This window comes from Bacillus sp. FSL K6-3458 (assembly GCF_038005045.1).
Classification (GTDB): domain Bacteria; phylum Bacillota; class Bacilli; order Bacillales; family Bacillaceae; genus Bacillus; species Bacillus altitudinis.
In genome coordinates, this window is record NZ_JBBOSI010000001.1 from 145889 (window position 1) to 163194 (window position 17306).

At 42.1% G+C, this 17306-nt stretch carries 17 protein-coding genes and 1 pseudogene; all 18 read right to left on the reverse strand.

What is annotated here, in order from left to right:
* Nucleotides 1–219: 219 nt before the first annotated feature.
* The 18 genes and pseudogenes from lysS to MHH23_RS00965 all read right to left on the reverse strand — a co-directional run bounded on the left by lysS (nt 220) and on the right by MHH23_RS00965 (nt 17276).
* Nucleotides 220–1719 carry a lysine--tRNA ligase gene (lysS, locus tag MHH23_RS00880; RefSeq protein WP_024719373.1) on the reverse strand — a complete coding sequence of 500 codons (1500 nt, stop codon included), beginning with the start codon at nt 1717–1719 and terminating at the stop codon, nt 220–222.
* 90 nt (nt 1720–1809) lie between these two features.
* A complete protein-coding gene (gene dusB / locus MHH23_RS00885; RefSeq protein ID WP_008341796.1) occupies nt 1810–2811 on the reverse strand; it encodes a tRNA dihydrouridine synthase DusB in 1002 nt (333 codons plus the stop codon).
* A complete protein-coding gene (locus MHH23_RS00890) occupies nt 2804–3037 on the reverse strand; it encodes a helix-turn-helix domain-containing protein (RefSeq protein WP_340958718.1) in 234 nt (77 codons plus the stop codon). The genes dusB and MHH23_RS00890 overlap by 8 nt, the downstream gene beginning before the upstream one ends.
* A complete protein-coding gene (gene folK, locus MHH23_RS00895; protein WP_007496156.1) occupies nt 2989–3492 on the reverse strand; it encodes a 2-amino-4-hydroxy-6-hydroxymethyldihydropteridine diphosphokinase in 504 nt (167 codons plus the stop codon). The genes MHH23_RS00890 and folK overlap by 49 nt, the downstream gene beginning before the upstream one ends.
* A complete protein-coding gene (gene folB, locus MHH23_RS00900; RefSeq protein WP_024719372.1) occupies nt 3489–3851 on the reverse strand; it encodes a dihydroneopterin aldolase in 363 nt (120 codons plus the stop codon). The genes folK and folB overlap by 4 nt, the downstream gene beginning before the upstream one ends.
* A complete protein-coding gene (folP, locus tag MHH23_RS00905; protein ID WP_047946846.1) occupies nt 3844–4701 on the reverse strand; it encodes a dihydropteroate synthase in 858 nt (285 codons plus the stop codon). The genes folB and folP overlap by 8 nt, the downstream gene beginning before the upstream one ends.
* 9 nt (nt 4702–4710) lie before the next feature.
* Nucleotides 4711–5559, reverse strand: a complete 849-nt coding sequence (pabC, locus tag MHH23_RS00910) for an aminodeoxychorismate lyase (protein ID WP_285529710.1) — start codon at nt 5557–5559, stop codon at nt 4711–4713.
* Nucleotides 5556–6149, reverse strand: a complete 594-nt coding sequence (gene pabA, locus MHH23_RS00915) for an aminodeoxychorismate/anthranilate synthase component II (RefSeq protein WP_008341810.1) — start codon at nt 6147–6149, stop codon at nt 5556–5558. Before pabA ends, pabC begins: the two co-directional genes overlap by 4 nt.
* Before the next feature lie 13 nt (nt 6150–6162).
* A complete protein-coding gene (locus MHH23_RS00920; RefSeq protein WP_340958720.1) occupies nt 6163–7581 on the reverse strand; it encodes an anthranilate synthase component I family protein in 1419 nt (472 codons plus the stop codon).
* Between the two features lie 124 nt (nt 7582–7705).
* The gene (gene cysK / locus MHH23_RS00925; protein ID WP_017359310.1) at nt 7706–8629 is read right to left on the reverse strand and encodes a cysteine synthase A; all 924 of its coding nucleotides are present in this window, start codon (nt 8627–8629) and stop codon (nt 7706–7708) included.
* Nucleotides 8630–8706: 77 nt separating this feature from the next.
* Nucleotides 8707–9615, reverse strand: coding sequence for a peptidyl-prolyl cis-trans isomerase (locus MHH23_RS00930; RefSeq protein ID WP_034647637.1), 909 nt, complete (start codon nt 9613–9615; stop codon nt 8707–8709).
* 46 nt (nt 9616–9661) lie between these two features.
* On the reverse strand, nt 9662–10537 hold the full coding sequence (gene hslO / locus MHH23_RS00935; protein WP_007496169.1) for an Hsp33 family molecular chaperone HslO: 876 nt from the start codon (nt 10535–10537) through the stop codon (nt 9662–9664).
* Between the two features lie 14 nt (nt 10538–10551).
* On the reverse strand, nt 10552–11328 hold the full coding sequence (locus MHH23_RS00940) for a type III pantothenate kinase (protein WP_008341820.1): 777 nt from the start codon (nt 11326–11328) through the stop codon (nt 10552–10554).
* 164 nt (nt 11329–11492) lie between these two features.
* Nucleotides 11493–13397, reverse strand: coding sequence for an ATP-dependent zinc metalloprotease FtsH (ftsH, locus tag MHH23_RS00945; protein ID WP_024719367.1), 1905 nt, complete (start codon nt 13395–13397; stop codon nt 11493–11495).
* Between the two features lie 95 nt (nt 13398–13492).
* Nucleotides 13493–14032, reverse strand: a complete 540-nt coding sequence (hpt, locus tag MHH23_RS00950; RefSeq protein ID WP_007496175.1) for a hypoxanthine phosphoribosyltransferase — start codon at nt 14030–14032, stop codon at nt 13493–13495.
* Nucleotides 14029–15451: pseudogene (tilS, locus tag MHH23_RS00955) on the reverse strand (tRNA lysidine(34) synthetase TilS). Before tilS ends, hpt begins: the two are co-directional and overlap by 4 nt.
* Nucleotides 15452–15547: 96 nt before the next feature.
* Complete coding sequence (locus MHH23_RS00960) at nt 15548–16558, reverse strand: protein kinase domain-containing protein (RefSeq protein ID WP_217967966.1); 1011 nt, start codon at nt 16556–16558, stop codon at nt 15548–15550.
* A complete protein-coding gene (locus MHH23_RS00965) occupies nt 16542–17276 on the reverse strand; it encodes a vWA domain-containing protein (protein ID WP_135009441.1) in 735 nt (244 codons plus the stop codon). Before MHH23_RS00965 ends, MHH23_RS00960 begins: the two co-directional genes overlap by 17 nt.
* Between the last annotated feature and the right edge of the window lie 30 nt (nt 17277–17306).

The window sequence follows — 17306 nt, forward strand, 5'->3', positions numbered from 1 at the left end:
CTTCGTTATCGCTCGTAAGCGACTTTAATATCTTAACATTTCGCTTTGGTTGAAGTCAAGAACTTTTTTCATTTTCTTTTTTCAACCTCGTTGCTGTTTTGCGGCAACGAATAATAATATACCATCTGAATTCTTTTCTTGCAATAGTTTTTTTGAAAAAAGTTTCATTTTATGAAAAATAAAAAGCGCCACAGATCAAATGGCGCTTTTGTTGATATATTAACGGTTTCTCATTTGCGGGAAAAGCAGTACATCTCTGATTGATGGAGAATTTGTTAGCAGCATGATTAATCGGTCGATACCGATTCCTAGTCCGCCTGTTGGCGGCATGCCATATTCTAATGCTTCAACAAAATCGTCATCCATGAGATGCGCTTCGTCATTTCCTTCTTCACGTTCTTTTAATTGAGCTTCAAAACGTTCTCTTTGGTCGATTGGATCATTCAGCTCGGTGAATGCATTTGCATGCTCGCGACGCACGATGAATAGCTCAAAGCGGTCCGTGAAGCGCGGGTCTTCAGGATTTTTCTTAGCTAATGGAGAAATCTCAACTGGGTGCCCGTAAATAAAAGTAGGCTGAACCAGTGTTTCTTCTACTTTTTGCTCGAAGAACTCATTGATAATATGACCTACTGTCATGTTTTTTGTGATTTCAACATCGTGATCAGCAGCATGCTGTTTTGCTTCTTCTACAGACATCTCCTGCCAGAAGTCTACACCTGTTGCTTCTTTGACTGCTTCAACCATATGGAGTCTCTTCCATTCAGGTTTTAGATCAATTTGATCTTCTCCATATTGAATTGTTGTTGTTCCCAGCACCTCTTGGGCAATATGAGCAATCAAGTTTTCCGTTAGGTTCATGATGTCTTTATAGTCTGCATATGCTTCATACAGCTCAATCATAGTAAATTCCGGGTTATGACGAGTTGAGACTCCTTCATTACGGAATACGCGACCAATCTCGTATACTTTCTCTAGACCACCGACAATTAGACGTTTTAAATGCAGCTCGATCGCAATACGCATATAAAGCGGCATATCAAGTGCATTGTGATGAGTAATGAAAGGACGAGCTGATGCACCACCAGGGATGCTATGCATTGTTGGTGTTTCAACTTCTAGGTATCCTTTTGAATCTAAGTATCTTCTCATTGATTGAATGATTTTGCTTCGCATGATGAACGTCTGCTTACTTTCTGGATTGACAATCAGGTCAAGGTAACGCTGACGATAGCGTTGTTCTACATCTTTTAGTCCGTGATATTTATCAGGGAGCGGGCGAAGTGCTTTTGTAAGAACCTCAAAGCTAGTCGCTTTAATTGAAAGTTCTCCTACATTCGTTTTAAATACGGTTCCCGTCACACCGATAATATCGCCTAGGTCCGAGCTTTTGAATAATTCGTAAGCTTCTTCTCCTACACTATCTTTACGTACATAGATTTGAATTTGTCCTTCTAAGTCTTGAATGTGTGCAAAGCCAGCTTTCCCTTTTCCGCGTTTTGTCATCATGCGGCCAGCAATTGTTACTTGAGCTGCTTTTTCTTCTAAGTCTTCTTTTGAAAACTCGTCATATTCAGCAATAATTTGTGCGGATTGATGAGAACGGTCATATCGTTCACCGAATGGATCGATACCCTCTTCTCTCATTTTATTCATTTTGTCACGTCTTACTTGGAATTGATCATTTAATTCCTCGTTATTAAGCCCTTCATTACTCATTTATATCACTCCAATAATGTATTTTGCAGAGAAAAGCAGAAAAACTGCCAGTACGTGCACTAGCAGTGAGCTACAAAAAGAAAGATAGTCTTATCCTACTTTTATTCTTTGAAGCTCTTTTGCCTCGGCTTCGATCGTAAAGTCATCTAGAACTTTTACAAGCTCCGCTCTCGTTTCACTTTGATTGATTTGGTTTCTTACATCTGCATTGCCTCGGACACCTTTTAAGTACCATGCTGCATGTTTTCTCATTTCTCTGACAGCCACATGCTCGCCTTTCAGGTCTATGAGTCTGTCTAAGTGAAGTTTGCACACAGACATTTTCTCACGCACATTAGGCTCTTCTTTTAGTTCACCCGTTTCTAAATAATGAACCGTCCGGTAAATCATCCACGGGTTTCCTAGTGCGGCTCTTCCGATCATGACAGCATCTGCACCCGTTTCATCAAGCATACGTTTTGCATCTTGAGGGGTTTTGACATCTCCATTGCCAATGACTGGAATGGAAACAGATTGTTTGACCTCTTTTATAATATCCCAATTCGCTGTTCCTTCGTACATCTGCACACGTGTCCGTCCGTGAAGCGCAACCGCTTGTCCACCTGCTCGTTCAACAGCACGGGCATTGTCGATAGCGAAGATATGGTCTTCGTCCCAGCCCATTCTCATTTTCACCGTAACAGGTTTATCTACAGCTTCTACGACTGCGGATACCATTTCGTAAATCTTGTTTGGATCCAGCAGCCATTTCGCTCCTGCGTCACATTTCGTGATCTTTGGTACAGGACATCCCATATTAATATCAATAATGTCCGCCGTTGTATTCTGGTCTACAAACTTGGCCGCTTCTACGAGCGTGTCCTTTTCTCCCCCAAATATCTGAAGGCTCAACGGTTTTTCACGTTCATCAATGTACAGCATGCCCATCGTTCTGGCATTATTAATCAAGATCGCTTTGTCACTGACCATTTCAGCGCAGACTAAGCCCGCTCCAAACTCTTTCACAGTGAGTCTGAAAGCAGAGTTACACACACCAGCCATTGGTGCGAGCACTACTTTGTTTTTAATTTCGATATCTCCGATTTTAAACATCATGTCCCCTCCTTTCTTCTTCAAGTATTGGTGAAAGTTCTTCCACCGTTATATTTAAAGCATCTACTATTTGACCAACCATTTGGTTTGTTGGTAATCGATTGCCTCGCTCAATTTCCCCTAAGACAGAGACAGAGATGCCCAGTCTTTTGGCGAACCCTTCCTGAGTATACCCTTTTAGCTTTCGGTATGCACGAATTCTTCTACCCCACATGTCTTTTTCCATATGCTTACACCTTCTTGGTCTGTTACGGCGTTTATCTGGGCTTCGCCGATTTCTGGGCAAATCTCACTCATCGGAACAAGAACGAATAAACGTTCGTACATTCTAGGATGCGGCACTACAAGTTGTTCTGTTTCAATATTTTCACGATTATAAAGTAAAATGTCAAGGTCAGCTGTCCGTGGACCCCACCTCACTTCTCTTGTTCTGCCTAACTCCTGCTCAATGTTCTGAGTCAGTGATAGAAGTTCTTCAGGACGAAGCGAGGTGGAAATCTTCACAGCCATGTTCAAGAAGTCATCCTGATTCTCGTAGCCTACAGGTGTTGTCTCATATATAGATGAAATGGATTCAACTTGAACACCTGGATGTTCGTGAAGTTTTTTGACAGCTTCTTTTAAGTAGGTTTCCTTTTTTCCTATGTTTGAGCCTAAAGCGATATATGCTGTATTGTTCATGCGCGTGATCTCGTCATTTCAATGGCAACGGACTGATAGTGTCCTGGAATTGGCGGATCTGGTTTGATTACTTTTACTGTACATTCTTGAACTGTCGGAAAGTCCTTTAACACTTGATTTGCAATTCTTTCTGTCAGCGTTTCAACGAGGTTCACTGGGTCCCCTTCTACAATATTTTTGCAGATGTTGTAGAGCTCAGCATAGTTGATGGTCTCATTTAGGTCATCCGTTTGTCCTGCCTTACTTAAATCAAGTGAAGCTGTTAGGTCCACACGAAAGCGCTGGCCTAGTTTATTCTCTTCTGCAAATACACCGTGATAGCCGTAAAATTCCATTCCGTTTACATATACTTTATCGATGATAAGCGCCTCCTTTATTCAGCATGGCATCCATCATTTTTGCCATTCTTGCGATTTCTTTTACATCGTGCACTCGGACCATCGCGCTGCCCTTTTGAATCCCAAGACAGACCGTCGCACCCGTTCCTTCAGTACGTTCTTCAGGCGGCAGGTCTAAAACTGCACCGATGAATCGTTTGCGGGATGTTGCTAGAAGCAGCGGATACCCTAGGTGGCAAAAATGTTCAAGTTCATTCATGACCATGAGGTTGTCAGTTTTATTTTTCGCAAATCCTACACCAGGATCTAATATGATCATGTCATCACGGACACCCGCTTGTTTCACAATGTGAACACTTTCTTTCAGATCTGCAATCATATCTGAAATCAGATGGGTGTAATTCCGCTCTGGTCGATTGTGCATTAAGATGATTGGCACGTTGTGCTTCGCTGCCACATGCGCCATTTGAGGATCAGCTTTCGCCCCCCATACATCATTAATGATTGAGGCTCCCGCTTTCACTGCCTCATCTGCGACATGGGCTTTATACGTATCAATAGAAATAGGTATGTCCAATTCTTTTGTGATCTTCTCAATGACAGGAATGACCCTTGAAAGCTCCTCTTGCTCTGAGACAAGTGCCGCTCCCGGCCGAGTCGATTCACCGCCAATATCAATAATATGCGCCCCATCTTCTATGAGCTGCGTTGCATGAGCCAACGCTTTATCAATTTGATTGAATTTTCCTCCATCTGAAAAAGAGTCCGGTGTGACATTTAAAATGCCCATGACCAATGTCTTTTCTTCATAACTAAGGGTATGGTGCTTGGCTTGTATGATTTTAGGCTGCTTTATCAATTGTTGTGTCATTGTGTCCACCTACTCTTTATGTTCTAGACGTTCTTTTGTATATTCTGTTCTCAGCTTGGTTGAAATCGTTCGGTTGTGGTTTTGCAGGACGATGTCTCCGATATTTTTAAAAGGCACAATTCCCTGAACCGAATTGGTCATCCACGCCTCATCAGCTGAGAGCAAGTGTGAGAGTGGATATCTTCCTTCTATTAGTGGGATCCCCGAAGCTTGCAGCGTTTCGATACAATATCGACGGGTAACCCCGTTTAAAATGCCGGTATCAAGTGAAGGTGTATAGATCACATCTTTTTTTCGCCAAAATAGATTTGACGTAATTCCTTCTGCCACATCGTCTTCTTTTGTTAAAAAGATCCCTTCTACCGACGGATCATTCCCTACTTCTCTTTTCGCCAGCAGGTTGTTCATGTAATGATGCGACTTGAGCCGTCTTGGACCTTCCGGTGTGTTTCTTCTTGTATCAAGAATGATTCCCTGTTTTTCATCTACTATTGATTCTGGCCGGAATGGGGAGATCATCACAAAAACAACAGGCTCCTCATAAGGGTCTGCAGAAAATCCATTGCCTCTGCCCGCAGAAACATTGAAGCGGATCCTCGCATGACCGTCCGTTATTTGGTTTTGATTGAATAATGTATGAATGATGTCGAGTACAAATGGTTTCTCTATTGTGGATTCGATGCAAAGGTCACGCAATGATTGATTGAGCCTTTCAAGATGCCAGTCTAACAAGAAGACTTGTCCTGCTAGAGAGGTAAATGTTTCGAATACACCGATGCCATATAGAAAACCATGATCAAAAGGAGAAAGAGTCGCGTCTTTCTCCTCTATATACTGACCGTTCAGGTAAATGATCATGCGTTTACTTCATTCCCCTTTTTACGATAGGTTTCAATGAAATTTCTGAGCATTTCTTTACCGAAGGACGTCATAATCGATTCTGGATGGAATTGAACACTTTCAATCGGAAGTTCTTTATGGCGAATGGCCATGAGTTCGCCTTCCTTTGTGCTCGCTGTTCTGACAAAGCACTCCGGCAGCGTCTCGTCTTTAACAATTAATGAATGATATCTCGTTGCGACGAGCGGATTTTGGAGTCCCGTGAAGACACCTTTGCCGTCGTGTTCAATCTCTGATGTTTTCCCATGCATTAACCGCTCCGCACGAATGACATCTCCACCAAATACTTGTGCAATGGATTGATGACCTAAACAGACACCGAAGATCGGAATCTTCCCAGCAAAATGTTTGATCGCTTCCATACTAATTCCTGCTTCATCCGGACTGCAAGGTCCTGGAGAAATCATCAGAAAGTCTGGCTTGAGCTCTTCGATTTCTTGAATAGTGACTTGATCGTTTCGTTTTACAATCAGTTCTTCCCCAAGCTCACCTAAATACTGGACCAGGTTGTACGTAAATGAATCGTAATTATCAATCATTAATATCATACTCTGCTCACCTCTAACTCAAAATAGTCTCTTCTTTGCTCAACTGTAATGCTTTTTTCACTGCATAGGCTTTTTTAATCGATTCTTTGTATTCGTGCTTTGGTACAGAATCGATGACAATGCCTGCACCTGACTGCATGAAGGCTCTGCCCCCTGTACAATAAGCCGTGCGAATGACGATATTAAAATGCATATCTTGATTGAATCCAAACCAGCCTATAGATCCAGTATAAAGCCCACGCCTTGTCGGCTCAAGCTCTTCTATGATTTCCATTGTTCTCACTTTTGGCGCACCTGTAATTGTGCCGCCTGGGAATACAGCTCTCATGACATCTACTGCATCACAATCATCACGCAGCTCCCCTTGGACATTTGATACAATGTGCATCACGTGTGAATATTTCTCAATGGCCATAAACTCGTTCACCTTGACTGAGCCATAAGTAGACACTCGTCCAAGATCATTCCGCTCAAGATCAACGAGCATCACATGTTCTGCGCGTTCTTTTTCATCTTCAATGAGTTCTTTTGCCAGCGCTTGATCTTCCGCATCATCCTTGCCTCTTGATCTTGTGCCAGCGATCGGTCTTGTTTCGAGCTGAATGCCTTTTTTCTTAATAAGCAGTTCTGGAGATCCACAGACAATTTGGAAATCTGGCGTGTGCAGATATGACATATATGGAGATGGATTCACGTGACGTAATGTTTTGTATAAATGATATGGGTGGGTATGAAGCTGTTCATCTTGTCTAATCGATAGGTTCACTTGGAACACGTCACCGCTGGCGATATATTGTTTAATCGTTTCTACAGCTTCCCCGAAAGCTTCTTCAGTAAAAGGTGCAGCAGGTACACATTCCGAAGAAGACACATTGACAGGTGAATGTGCTGATTCTTCTGATGTGCTTGTCCAGCTTTGCTTTAATTTTTCGAGTCTTTGATGAACTTCACTGATAGGTTCATCTCCTTCTGTATGAGTGATCAGCCAGAGGGCATCTTTATTATGATCAAAGACAGCGACATCATTGAATACGAGGAAATACAAATCAGGCGTCTTCAAATCATCGATGGACAGCATTTTAAAATGCTCGATATATCTTGCGTAATCATAGCTTAAAAATCCAATCGCTCCACCTTGGAAGTCAGGATATTCATCGTTCGTTTCGGTTTGTAGGGTTTGAAACCAATCAGCAAATGCCCTAAAAGGATCTCCCTCTTTGAACAACACCTCATTCTGATAATGGATGGTGGTCATCCCGTCCTTCCCTTTCGCTTTAGCGATCGGATGAATGCCGGCAATACTGTATTCTCCGCCACGTGCACTTTCAAGAAGGACGTGATGTGATTCATGAGCCGTTAATTGTTCGTATCGTTTCAAGAATGCATCTTTCGTAAAAGGAATTTTGATGCCCATCGGCCTACGTTGTGTCATGTTATCATCCTTTTTCATTTTCATTAATCTTATTGTAATGCAATCCAATTTATTTAGAAAATAGTATTTGCTTTCCATCTTCAGAATTCATAAAAAAACCCCAGCAAATGCTGGGGTGTATTGTTTAATCAAATTGATAAAGCGGCGTACTAAGGTAACGTTCACCGTTACTTGGAATAATCGCTAGAACTTTTTTCCCTTTACCAAGCTTCTTCGCTGTTTGAAGCGCTGCATAAATGGCTGCTCCTGAAGATATACCACCAAGGATTCCTTCTTCTTTCGCTGCCTTTCTTGCAAGTTCAAATGCATCTTCGTTTTTCACTTGGATAATGCCGTCATATACTTCTGTGTTCAAGATAGATGGAACAAAGCCTGCTCCGATGCCTTGAATTTTATGCGGACCTGGTTTCCCGCCTGATAGTACAGGAGAATCTGTTGGTTCTACCGCATAAAGCTGAATAGATGGAATGGCTTCTTTCAGGACTTCACCAGCACCTGTAATCGTACCACCCGTACCAACTCCTGCAATAAATGCATCAAGTTCGCCGTCAAACTGTTCAAGAATCTCTTTCCCTGTTGTGCGGCGGTGAATCTCAGCGTTGGCTTCATTGCTGAACTGCTGAGGCATGAAGTATCCGTGCTCTTCCGCTAATTCTTCTGCTTTTTTGATGGCACCTTTCATTCCTTCTGCACCCGGTGTTAAGACAAGCTCTGCACCGTAAGCGCGTAAAAGGTTGCGGCGCTCCTGACTCATTGTATCCGGCATAACTAAAATCGCATTGATTCCTTTTGCAGCCGCGACCATCGCAAGACCGATTCCTGTGTTTCCGCTTGTTGGCTCAATGAGTGTGTCACCAGCTTTTAATGTACCTTTTGCTTCAGCATCTTCGATCATCGCTAACGCAATACGATCTTTTACACTGCTGCCTGGGTTCATATATTCAAGTTTCAAGTAGACATCCGCACTGTCTTCATCTACTAAACGGTTTAATTTAACGACTGGTGTATTTCCTATTAGTTCAAAAACTGAATTTGCAATACGAGCCATCACTAACACCTCTATCTCCGAGTAATTTTATTGTATTAATATTAAATTATCAATTTCGAAAAATTTTGTCAATGCTTTTAGTCCTGCTCTCCATCGTAAAACCATGTGACTTTTGCTTCTTTCCACAGGGTTTTGACATTCGCCTTTTCACCCAGATCTTCCATGGCGATCTGTCTTTTGATCTGATCTTTGACTTCTTCATAAGAGAAGGAGCGGCCATTTAATTTTTCTTTTAATTGTATGATGGCATAACCATTTTTGATCTCGATCGGCTCTTTCGTCCATTCATCTGGCTTAAGCTTTTGGGCTTCTTGTATGTATAGGGCTGGAATGCTTTCTTGCTCTTCTGTGACAAATCCAAGATCTCCGCCGTAAGGAGAGGTATATCGATCGGTGGATCGTTCAGCTGCTACAGCTTCGAAACTAGATCCGCCCTTTAAATCTTTTAATACACTTTGTGCCTCGTCTTTTGTTTTCACAACAATGTGGCGAATTCGGTATGAGTCATCATATTGATACAAGTCTTTGTTTTTTTCATAAAAGGATTTGGCTTCTTTTTCAGAAACGACCGCATCTCTCGTTAGAAGCTGTTCTAATAAAATTTGATAACGAATCTGCTCTTTCCATTCCTTTTCACTTGTATGACCGTCTTCGTAGAAATTATTAGATACCGCTTTCAGCATCAGCAGCTCACGATTGATCTCTTTTGGAGATACCTCCAGCTTGTTTTCTTTCGCAAGTTGATTGACTACCTTCTGATTAATCATTTGTTCAAGTGTTGCCTTTCCGTAGCGGTCTTCCATTTTCTTTAACCATTCTTGACGTGTGACTTTCTCTTTCCCAATAGAAGCAATTTCTTCACCGCTCTTCCCATTTGAAGAAGCCTGCGACATTTGTGACTTTGTTAATACATATGCAATGACAACGGCATTAATCATGAGCAGAACGAGGATAAATGTCCATACCACTCTTGCTTTCAGTCTCATATTTCGTCTCCTTTCCATTCTAAAAAGAAAACCCGCTGCTTAGAGCTTAGCGGGTTATTTCTTCACGTAGCTCTTCTAGCTCTTCTTTTGTAAATACATACGTTTCGTTACAAAAATGGCATTGAGCTTCTGCTTGTCCGTCTTGTTCAATCATATCCTCAATTTCGGCTTTCCCTAGGCTGATAATACCGTTGGCAAACCGTTCTTTTGAGCAGTTACAAGAAAATTCGACAGGTACAGTTTCTAAGATTTGAGGTTTTTCACCGAGCACTTCTTCTAAAATTTCTTCTGGTGTCATCCCTTTTTCAATCAGTTTAGAGATCGGTTCAATGGTTGATAATCTCTTTTCGAGTCTTTCGATGACTGCATCTTCTGTTCCAGGCAGCAATTGAATGATGAAACCGCCTGCTGCAAGGATCGAGTTGTCTGGATTGACAAGAACACCCACACCTACAGAGGATGGCACTTGTTCAGAGGAGACCAGGTAATAAGTAAAGTCATCTCCAATTTCACCTGAGACAATTTCCGTTTGCCCTGTAAAGTGGTCTTTCAGTCCGATATCTTTGACAACACTTAACGTTCCAGATGTTCCAACAGCACGTCTAACGTCCAGCTTCCCATGTTCATTTAAATCAAAGTGAACTTGTGGGTTTGAGACATATCCGCGCACCTGACCTTTTGCGTTTCCATCTGCAATGATGGCTCCGATCGGCCCACCGCCTTCAATTTTGACAGTTAATTTATTCTCGCCTTTCAGCATGGCTCCCATCATGACAGTCGCTGTCATGGTTCTGCCGATAGCAGCTGAAGCAGTTGGCCACGTATGGTGTCTTCTCTGCGCTTCGTTGATTGTATCTGTTGTGTTCGCAGCATACGCACGGACTTTCCCGTCATATGCTAACGCTTTAACTAAATAATCCATTTTGATTAAACCTCCTATAATACACCGACACGATTACGTTCATAAATTAATTGGAGTCCTTTTAATGTGAGGAACGGATCGACAATATCAATACAGTCTGATTCATTTCCAATCAATGTAGACAAACCGCCTGTTGCAATGACTTTCGGTGTTTGTTTGGCTTGCTGCTTCATCCGTTTCACTATGCCCTCGACTTGCCCAACATATCCATAAAGGATGCCGGATTGCATCGCACTGATGGTATTTTTTCCAACAATGTGATCTGGACGGACAATTTCAATTCTTGGCAGCTTAGCCGCTCTTGTATATAAAGCCTCTGTTGAGATGGTAATACCAGGTGCAATCGCCCCACCCATGTATTGTTTTTGTTCATTGATATAGCAGTAGGTTGTGGCTGTTCCAAAGTCTACCACAATGAGAGGTGCCCCATACAGGTGAATGGCCGCCACTGCGTTCACAATTCGATCAGCGCCGACTTCCTTTGGATTGTCACACATAATGTTTAATCCAGTCTTCATGCCAGGCCCAACGATTTGAGGAGTAATGTGAAAATACTTTTCGCACATTCTTTCCAGAGCAAACATCATTGGCGGGACAACAGAAGAAATGATAATCCCTTCTATCTGGTCAAACATCAGCCCTACATAGTCAAATAAGGATCGGATTGCCATACCAAATTCATCTTCTGTTTTATGACGGCTTGTTTCAATCCGCCAATGGTAGTTCAAATCGCCATTATGATAAACACCTAAAACGGTATTTGTGTTTCCTACATCTATCACGAGTAACAACTTCATCACCACTTTGAATAGTGTCTCAAAAAGAGCATTTTTCGACTTTCTATCATACCATACACGAATTGAGTTCCATTTGTAAACAATTCGAAACCGATCCATTCATGAATCGAAATAAAAAAAAGCTGTCGGTGAGCCCGACAGCTTTTTATAGAAGGAGATTAGATCTCCTCGTCTTCTTCTTTTTTCTTGATGTTCACTTTCACATCATCGTTTTTCTCTTCGTCATCTGCGTATACACGCTCTGGAAGCTTTCCAGTTTCGTAAAGAGATTTAATTTGTTCAGCATCTAATGTTTCCACTTCTAGAAGAGCTTGTGCGATGATTTCTAGCTTATCTTTATTCTCAGTGAGAATTTGTTTCGCACGTTCGTAGCTTTCTTTGATGAAGCGCTGAACTTCTTGGTCAATTTCATAAGCGATCGCTTCACTATAATTCGGCTCGTTGTTGAAATCACGGCCAAGGAATACTTGACCTCCTTGTGCTTGACCGAATTGTAGAGGACCAAGTTTATCAGACATACCGAATTCTGTCACCATTCTTCTTGCAATACCTGTTGCACGCTGGAAGTCGTTGTGTGCGCCTGTACTTACTTCACCAAACGTAATTTCCTCTGCAACACGGCCGCCGAGCAAGCCGACGATTTTATCAAGAAGCTCTGGCTTCGTTTGGAAATAACGGTCTTCTCTTGGAAGCATGACCGCATATCCGCCTGCCTGACCACGAGGAACGATCGTTACTTTATGCACCATATCCGCTTCGTCTAGGATAAGCCCAATGACGGTATGACCTGCTTCATGGTACGCCACGATATTACGTTCTTTCTTCGAAATGACACGGCTTTTCTTAGCCGGTCCAGCAATGACACGGTCAGTCGCTTCGTCGATATCACGCATATCAATTTTCTTTTTGTTTTGACGGGCAGCAACAAGTGCTGCTTCGTTTAGTAAGTTCTCAAGATCTGCCCCAGAGAACCCTGGTGTTCTGCTTGCAATGGCTTTCAAGTTGACTGTATCATCAAGCGGTTTGTTTTTCGCATGAACCTTCAGTACTTCTTCACGACCAATGACATCTGGGCGGTCAACCGTAATTTGACGGTCAAAACGTCCCGGACGTAGCAATGCAGGATCTAGGATATCTGCACGGTTCGTTGCAGCAATGATAATAATCCCTTCGTTGGCACTAAAACCATCCATTTCAACAAGAAGCTGGTTAAGCGTTTGTTCACGCTCATCATGACCACCGCCAAGACCTGCTCCACGCTGACGACCCACTGCATCAATCTCATCAATAAAGATTAAGCAAGGTGCATTCTTTTTCGCATTTTCAAACAAATCACGTACACGTGATGCACCGACACCGACGAACATCTCGACGAAGTCAGAACCACTGATGCTGAAGAAAGGAACGCCTGCTTCTCCTGCAGATGCTCTCGCAAGCAATGTTTTACCTGTACCTGGAGGTCCTACTAGTAAAACCCCTTTAGGGATTCTTGCGCCAAGCTCCGCAAATTTACGTGGATCTTTTAAGAATTCAACCACTTCTACGAGCTCTTGCTTTTCTTCATCCGCACCGGCAACATCTTTAAATTTCACACGTTTCTTCTCTTCTGTGTAAAGCTTCGCCTTACTCTTACCAAAGTTCATGACACGGCTTCCACCGCCTTGAGCTTGGTTCAATAAGAAGAAGAACAGGATAAAGATGATGATGAATGGAATGATGGTTGTCAGAACTTGCAGCCATCCATTTGTTTCAGGTGCTGGTTCTACTTTTACATCTGTATTCTTCAGTGCACTGTAAATCTGGTCAACACCTTGACCATCTGGAACATGGGTAATGAAGTATTCATCTTTCTTCGCGCCATCTAATTGACCACGAATTTCATAAACCCCTCTTACAGGCTGGATGGAGATACTCTCCACTTTTCCCGCACTTAAATTTTGCGAAAATTTGCTGTAAGACATGTTCTCAGGCTTTTGATTAGGGGATCCTAACCAACTGACAACCCCTATCACAAGTAATAAAATAAGTATATAAAAAATCGTATTACGAAAAACCCGATTCATTCCTTACCTCCTCCCACAGTAAGCACAACTATGTTCAATAGTATCATAGAAAATCATTCCAACACAACCAATAACCTCATGTAAACGTGTGCTCATTAGCCTTCGTAAACAGATGGTTTTAACACTCCAATATACGGGAGGTTTCGGTAACGTTCGGCAAAATCCAATCCATAGCCAACAACAAATGCATCTGGTACTTCAAACCCAACATAATCTGCTTTGATGTCTGCTTTGCGGCCGCTTGGTTTATCAAGCAATGTCACAATTTTAATGGAGTTTGCTTTACGGTATCGGAAAAGCTCTACCAGATAACTCAAAGTTAACCCACTGTCGATGATATCTTCCATAATTAGAATATCTCTTCCTTCAACAGAAGTATCTAGATCTTTGATGATCTTCACTTCTCCAGAAGATACGGTAGACTTTCCGTAGCTAGATACATCCATAAAATCAAGCTCTAAATATGTATCAATGTGTTTGATCAGGTCTGCCATGAATGGAAGAGCCCCTTTCAAAACACCAATAGCCAGGGGAAATTTACCATCATAATCGCTGGTTAATGTTGCACCCAGTTCCTTCACTTTTAGCTGGATCTCTTCTTCTGAGATCAAAATCTTTTCAATATCTTGTTTCATGCTTTTGCTTGCCCCCTACAAATTTTCGTGCTGTCTATATTGTAATACAATGAGATCGCTGTTTGTCATATCAATTTCTTCAAAAACGGATTTTTTCAGACCTGGGATCCAGATGATTTGATGATCCGAGTCAGTGACGATCGGCCAGCTGTCTCTTTCTGCAAGAGGCACTTTTTTATCAATAAATATATCTTTCACCTTTTTTGATCCATTCATCCCTTTAAGTTTGATTCGATCACCGTTTTTTCGTGAGCGAATGATCAAAGGAAGACGAACATGATCTTTTTGAAGCAAGAAAAAATGGTTTCCGTTCCGTGCATCCTTCGGAACATGATTTGATACTAAGATAGACTGTCCATTCGGGAGAAAAAGTTCCTCGCCAAGCTCACCTTTTAAATGATGAGTATATGACTGATCTATGACAAGCGATCGTTCAAAGGTAAACATACAGTGATCATAAGATTTGACAGCTTGTAAACCTTTTGGCAAATCTAATGATCCAGACGGTTGATCAGTATGAGATAACCAGTCCAAAGTCCCTAGAATATGCTGGTTTGAAAACGCTGATTGAGTGTTTTCATAAAGATAGTTTAATATTAGTTGAATGCCTCTTCTTTGTAAAGGCAAAGGCAGGTCAAGCAAAGGCTTCGTTTTGATCTCAATTTGCTTAGGCGTTTGATTCGTAATGACTTGATGCATTTGATCCTTTGTTAATGCCTGCAAGTACTGCTCATCCTCAGTCAGCATGTCACTTACAAACTGAAAGCTTTCATGCACATGAGGTGCCTCTTCTTTTAACACGGGAAGAACGTGTCTTCTGATCCGGTTTCTCAAGTAGTCATCGGTGTGATTGCTTTGATCAATGACATAAGGAACTTGTTCTTTTTCGCAAGCAGTGAGTACATCATCCTTAGAATATCCAATCAGCGGACGAATCAGCCACCCTTCTTGAAAAGGGCGCTTTGCTTGCATACCTGCGAGTCCTATTCCAACAGTCCCTCTTGTCAGCCTCATCACCATTGTTTCTACTTGATCGTCTCCATGATGTGCAAGTGCTATAAATTGAGCGTTGTACTGTTCCATCAATTGACGAAAGAAAGCATATCTGCACTCTCTTGCAGCTGCCTGTTTGTTTAAGCGGTTTTCTTTTGCATATTGGGTGACCTGTATACGAGCCGATTCAAAAAGGATCTCATGCTCTTTACAGTACGCTTCAACAAATGCCAAATCAGCAAAGGATTCTTCTCCTCTGAACATGTGATCTACATGGGCTGCAATCAGCTGAAAGGAACCTTTTCGACGTTTGTTTAGTTCATGCAGCAAGAGCATAGAATCTGGTCCGCCAGAAACCCCGACAATGACTGTCGTATTTTCAAGGAAAACATCATGTTTTTTCAAAAAAGATTCAATTCTATTCACAACTTCCTCCTCACAAAGAGCAGGTAATTTAAAGATATACATATCCTATCACTTTCATTAGCTCCAAGCAAAGAAGAAGCCTGCTTTTTTACAGCTCTATAATAGGAATAAAACCACATAGGCACAGTAAAGAGCGAGCACACTGCATAAGATGAGAATGGTTTCAAAAAGACCGCCTGATTTTTTGCGTACTGATGTTCTTTTCGCAGCAGCAACTCTTGATCGTGAAGGTGCGGCCTGTTGATGTTGGGGAACAGCTGGCTTTTGCCTATTTTGCTGTGATGGCTTCTTTTGTCGTGTTTTTCTTGAAGCAAGCAATTGTCCTTCTTTCAACATCGCGCTTTTCATGTCTGCCGCTGATTGATATTTGCCTTGGAGAGCCGCTTTTAACACCCTCTCATATCGCTTTAATAAAGGATGTCCTTCAATCGCTCGATAAAGCTGCTTTTCTGGTTCTGCCCCTTTTTTAAATTCTTTTTTATAGGCACAGTTCACCATGACCATACTTAAGGCAAATAGATCATAAGAAGGTTCTGCTTTTCTTGTACCGAAGCCCCAGTAGCCGCGATCAAAAAACTCGGTGTATTCCTTAATCGCCCTTCCTGCCTTCGTTGTTCCTCCAACATCAATACAACGAATGGTAGCTGGGGGGCCTGAAACGATGAGATTATCAGGCTTCAAGTCACCGAAGATCCAGCCTTCCTTATGTAAGTGAGCAAGGTTAGACAACAGTTGAATCATGAGAACGACGATCCATTCATCGCCTTTTTTTTTCACAAATTCAAGCAGCAATGGACCTCTGACATACTCCATGACATAAAACGACCGTTTCTCTGACATTCCAGGATAAAGAGCATCATCCATATCATAAAAAGAAGGCCCCATGGTTTTCACAGGAGCCTTTGAAAAGGATTTTAATACATTGACTTCAGATGCAATGAGCATACTGTCATCACTCACTTTAAGGGCCACTTGTCCCTTTGGCGATTCGGCCAGATAAACCACACCGTTCGCCCCTTTTCCCAGCTCTTTTACAATGCGGTAATGTTGGTGATGCCACTTTCCTTTTATCATTGTACCTAATGGGATGTTAGAAGCCGAATTCATCATGTTCTTCCTTCGCTTCAAGCAGCCCTTTTCGTGAACGAACTGATTTGAAATGCTGGAGTGCTTCTCGAATTGCTGGTCCTGTCGGTGTAATTCCTCCTGTTGTCAGCTTCGGGAAAATCGATGATAACGAATCGAACCGTGGCGTCCAGTTCAACACAATTTCTGCATCTGAGCTTTTCCCGGGAAATACACACATCCCAAACTGATTTTCACCAATTCTCGAATTTAGACTAATAGAGAGATCGATGAGTGCTTCTTTGACCGTTGGCAACTTCGGTTTCATACTTGCACTCGTATCCACAAGCACAAGCACTTGAAGATGAACTGTCTCACCGAGCTCGTCCACAACTTCCATCACTTCTCCACGCTTATCTGGGGGAAGTTCTTCAATTTCAGTATCTTTGCCAAGAATTTGCTGCAATTCTTTATTCACAACACCTTGTAACGTTTGCGTCATCGCCTTTTTTGTAACCATTTGTACGGTTTGAGACAATTGCTGAACGTAGACAACCTGATGAATGCCTCCGCCTGCTAGAGCAATCCCCTCTACTTCTTTCATCGCTTCATGATCGTGTCTGTTCTCTTCCATAATGCCAATGACATTGACTGTGATCCCTTGCTCCTTTGCCAATGCGGCAATCGCAAGTGGGTCTTCCCCATGATTTGAGCAGCCATCTGTAATCAGTAAGATTTGGTTTACGTGACCTTTTCGCATCTTCATTCCTCCTGGGATTGTAACTGAATG

Coding starts and splice junctions, on each gene's coding strand:
- folK (WP_007496156.1), bottom strand. CDS start 3,492: ATGAACAATACAGCATATATCGCTTTAGGCTCAAACATAGGAAAAAAG.
- pabC (WP_285529710.1), bottom strand. CDS start 5,559: ATGATCATTTACCTGAACGGTCAGTATATAGAGGAGAAAGACGCGACT.
- cysK (WP_017359310.1), bottom strand. CDS start 8,629: ATGGCTCGTATTGCAAATTCAGTTTTTGAACTAATAGGAAATACACCA.
- hslO (WP_007496169.1), bottom strand. CDS start 10,537: ATGGATTATTTAGTTAAAGCGTTAGCATATGACGGGAAAGTCCGTGCG.
- lysS (WP_024719373.1), bottom strand. CDS start 1,719: ATGAGTAATGAAGGGCTTAATAACGAGGAATTAAATGATCAATTCCAA.
- hpt (WP_007496175.1), bottom strand. CDS start 14,032: ATGAAACAAGATATTGAAAAGATTTTGATCTCAGAAGAAGAGATCCAG.
- MHH23_RS00965 (WP_135009441.1), bottom strand. CDS start 17,276: ATGCGAAAAGGTCACGTAAACCAAATCTTACTGATTACAGATGGCTGC.
- ftsH (WP_024719367.1), bottom strand. CDS start 13,397: ATGAATCGGGTTTTTCGTAATACGATTTTTTATATACTTATTTTATTA.
- MHH23_RS00930 (WP_034647637.1), bottom strand. CDS start 9,615: ATGAGACTGAAAGCAAGAGTGGTATGGACATTTATCCTCGTTCTGCTC.
- folP (WP_047946846.1), bottom strand. CDS start 4,701: ATGACACAACAATTGATAAAGCAGCCTAAAATCATACAAGCCAAGCAC.
- MHH23_RS00920 (WP_340958720.1), bottom strand. CDS start 7,581: ATGACACAACGTAGGCCGATGGGCATCAAAATTCCTTTTACGAAAGAT.
- MHH23_RS00890 (WP_340958718.1), bottom strand. CDS start 3,037: ATGGAAAAAGACATGTGGGGTAGAAGAATTCGTGCATACCGAAAGCTA.
- MHH23_RS00960 (WP_217967966.1), bottom strand. CDS start 16,558: ATGAATTCGGCTTCTAACATCCCATTAGGTACAATGATAAAAGGAAAG.
- dusB (WP_008341796.1), bottom strand. CDS start 2,811: ATGTTTAAAATCGGAGATATCGAAATTAAAAACAAAGTAGTGCTCGCA.
- pabA (WP_008341810.1), bottom strand. CDS start 6,149: ATGATATTAATGATTGATAATTACGATTCATTTACGTACAACCTGGTC.